Source organism: Microcystis sp. LE19-84.1B (assembly GCF_027531875.1).
GTDB classification, from domain to species: domain Bacteria; phylum Cyanobacteriota; class Cyanobacteriia; order Cyanobacteriales; family Microcystaceae; genus Microcystis; species Microcystis panniformis.
In genome coordinates this window covers 1-3,274 of sequence record NZ_JAPZSR010000034.1, presented here as the reverse complement: position 1 = coordinate 3,274, position 3,274 = coordinate 1, and the positions used below count along the sequence as shown (strand labels likewise).

3 protein-coding genes are annotated in these 3,274 nt (G+C 37.8%); all 3 read right to left on the bottom strand.

Translation table 11 applies throughout. The features are described 5' to 3' along the window. Nucleotides 1–102: 102 nt before the first annotated feature. The 3 genes from O9324_RS01905 to O9324_RS01895 all read right to left on the bottom strand — a co-directional run bounded on the left by O9324_RS01905 (nucleotide 103) and on the right by O9324_RS01895 (nucleotide 3,197). A complete protein-coding gene (locus tag O9324_RS01905; protein ID WP_288139342.1) occupies nucleotides 103–282 on the bottom strand; it encodes a hypothetical protein in 180 nt (59 codons plus the stop codon). Nucleotides 283–351: 69 nt separating this feature from the next. Continuing rightward, nucleotides 352–2,490 (bottom strand): O-linked N-acetylglucosamine transferase, SPINDLY family protein, encoded by a 2,139-nt coding sequence (locus O9324_RS01900; protein ID WP_288139341.1) that lies wholly within the window; start codon nucleotides 2,488–2,490, stop codon nucleotides 352–354. An 11-nt stretch (nucleotides 2,491–2,501) separates the two neighbouring features. Beyond that, nucleotides 2,502–3,197 carry a Uma2 family endonuclease gene (locus tag O9324_RS01895; protein WP_288139340.1) on the bottom strand — a complete coding sequence of 232 codons (696 nt, stop codon included), beginning with the start codon at nucleotides 3,195–3,197 and terminating at the stop codon, nucleotides 2,502–2,504. Nucleotides 3,198–3,274 lie beyond the last annotated feature (77 nt).

The window sequence follows — 3,274 nt, the reverse complement described above, 5'->3', positions numbered from 1 at the left end:
TCAATCCTTATCTGGCAAAAGATTTAATTGATTAGTTCGCTTCAGATCGCAAACAATTGACAAAAATTGCGGCAATGTCTGTCTCTATAAAGGTTTCATTCCTTATAACCCCGTCCATTGCATAAGACAAACCGAAGAACCTAAATTCTTCTGTCCGTTTTCTATGGTGGTTAGTCGGTTTTCCATGGTGGTTAGTCGGTTTTCGATCGCTTTTTGTCCGTTGGCAATACCGATGATTAAATCCTCTAGTCTTTTTAAATCTTTTTCAGTGGCGGCTGTCATCAGTTAAACTCCCATTAGTTGAATTTTTCTTGCCCCGATTCGATACTTTATTGATTGCGGATAACTTTCTCATCTTCCCTCCCAGATTTTTAAATAGGCATTTTCCATATTTTCAGCGAATTTTTTCCCTTGCCAGAGGGGAGCTATGTCACGATTTCCTAACAGTTGATGGCTGATGTCTTGACGAAGGGAGCGATCGAGTCCTAATTTTACTCCCCAGTCGATATATTCTGCCTCATTCCAGCCAATTCCGGCTTCAATACCGGCATTAATCATAAAAGTATAACTATTGCGCGCGGAAAATTGTTCTCCTACCAATGTAACTAAAGGGATTCCTTGCCATAAAACTTCTAAGGTGGTGGTAGCGCCATTGTAGGGATAGGTATCTAACACCACATCGGCAATCTGTAAATTAGCGCGATGGGTATATTCATCTATATCTCTCGGTAAAAACCGCAATCTTTGGGGATTAACTCCCTCCCTAATCGCTATTTCAGTAAATAATTCTTGAATTTTTTCAGTCTTACCAACTCCCTTAATCAGAAAATAACTATTAGGGACTTGTGCGAGAATTTTCATCTGAAGTTTAATAGTATCAGGATGACGTTTCATGCCACTTTGTGCGGAAAAATAGATGGTAGCATCGGGGGGAATTTCTAAATCTTCTCGACGGAGATTAGGAGTACCGATTTCAAAACCATCCACTGCTAAATATGTCTCTGGTAAACGATAGATTTTTTCTCGATAATATGCCTCCGCTTGCTGGGGTAAAACGTAGGGATCGGCGATATAGTAATCAATAGTTGCTAATCCAGAAGCATCCCAACCTAACCAAGTCACTTGTTTTGCTGCGGGTTTCAGTGCCATGATCTGATTGGTAAGATTATGGGTTAAACTGTCTAAATCTACCAGAATATCTATCTGATCTTGTTGAATTTGTTGGGCAACTTCTAGGGGATTTTGAGCGTAGGGAAAATGACGGATAATATCTCGGCTATCCCGGAACCATTGACGGGTAATTTCATCTTCTTCTTGGTTAATAGTATAGATGACTATTTGCAATTTTTCTCGATCGTGATGGTGAATTAACCAACGACTTAACCAACCGACAGAATGATGTTTTAAGGTACTGGCAAGATAACCAATAGTTAGTTTTTTTTGAGCTTTTTTGATAGTAATAAAAGGAGTTTCTAAACTATTATTATCAAGGAAAATTTCGGCGATGCGATTAGTTAATTGTCGATTGGCTAAGGCTCGATCGCCTAGGTAGGGTAGGGGACTAGAAACATTGAGAAAGCTAGTTTTAATAATCGGTTCTAAAGTGATATTTTTCTGACTGGTTAATTCCTGTAATAAATTCTGATATTCTTGATAAATATGATCAATTTCTTGCCAAACTCCCCAGCGCAAAAGTATTAACAAAATTAGATAATTACTGTATAACTTTAGGGTTGGGATTAGACAAATTTCTCGCAATTGATAGGCAGTTATCAAAGAATTATCAAAGTCTTCGGCTAAAATATAGAGGTTAACTAACTGTTCTAAAAGACTGAGATCATTTGGTCTTAATTGCAGACAAAGTTTAATAATTTCTACTCCAAAAACGGGACTTTGTTTTTCGTTGGTGACTCGTGCTGCTATCTGAAAAGCTTGCGGGATAAAACTATCAGCTAATTCCTCTAGATAGGGTAAACTTACTTGAGCTAAATCTAAAGTTAATTCGTGGGGATATAAAAGACTTTTGAGAACTACATTTAAAAGCAATTCTTGATTAGGATTACATCTGAGATTGTCTTGAATAGGATAATTAAGTAGTTCTTCTGGATCAAATATTTCTAAATCTAAAGCTAAGTCGAATAAAGCTAATAAATTATTAATTGACTTGGGAACAATTTCCTGTAGATGATAGCGAAAGTATTCTACGGCTGCCAGATCACCTTTTCTTTGTTGTCGTCGCGCTTCTGCGTCTAAAACCGCTTCTAATTCTGCTTGCCATTGCTTAACTTCTTCCGGATTACCTTCGCTTAAAATACTTTGCCACATCACCTGCGCTTCTGCTTCTAAATTTTGCAGAAGATAGGCAACTCCCAAGTACCAATAGTCAGAAACATTTTCGGGATTGTTATCGATTAGTTCCTCGTAGATTGCCGCAACTTGAGGATAATTTTCGGCAATTAAAGCTTGATAAGCGTCAGGATGCCAATTCATAAATTTAATCGTCAATTATTAGTTTTTTGAGATAATTTTTTCAGAAAATCTTGATGTTCTTGACTGGCTAAACCTTGCTGTAAAACTGTCAAAACCTGTCCCAAGTTACCCGCTAATAAAGCATTAACATCTAACCAAAGACCAGGGAAAACCTGCGAGTAAATTATCCCTCGACTATCGGGTTCAAGTTTAATATATTCTCCAGCATTTAATCGGAACCAATCTAATTGACGTTCATAAACTCGCCAAACAAGATATTCTTGCACTTGATTACGACGATAAACTCGCCATTTATTGTGGAGATCATAGGAAGCAGTAGAAGCGGCGATTTCTACGATTAATTCTGGCGCACCTTCGATATAATCATCGTCACTAATAGTTGATTGTCCAGCAATTTTAATTCTTAGTAAAGCATCTGGTTGTACCTCATTATCTGCATCCAGACGCACTGTAGTATTATCCGCAGACATCACCCCAATTGTGGCGGCTTTATAGACCCCTAACCAAGTTAAAATATCAGAATGAGGTTCTCCATGACTCTGCACTCGTACAGGAGAGGACATATAAACTATTCCTTCAATTAATTCGGCTTTTTTTACTTCAGAAAGGTTCTGATAACGACGCTCAAATTCCTGGCGACTTAGTTGATCACCATTTTCTAAAGGAGGGGTTTTAGGGAGGGAATAAATAGGTTCAGAAGTGATCATTTTATTTGCCCCAAACAACAGTAAAGCTCAAAAATAATTGACTCATAAGTAGGTAGGCACAATTATTTGTAGGATGG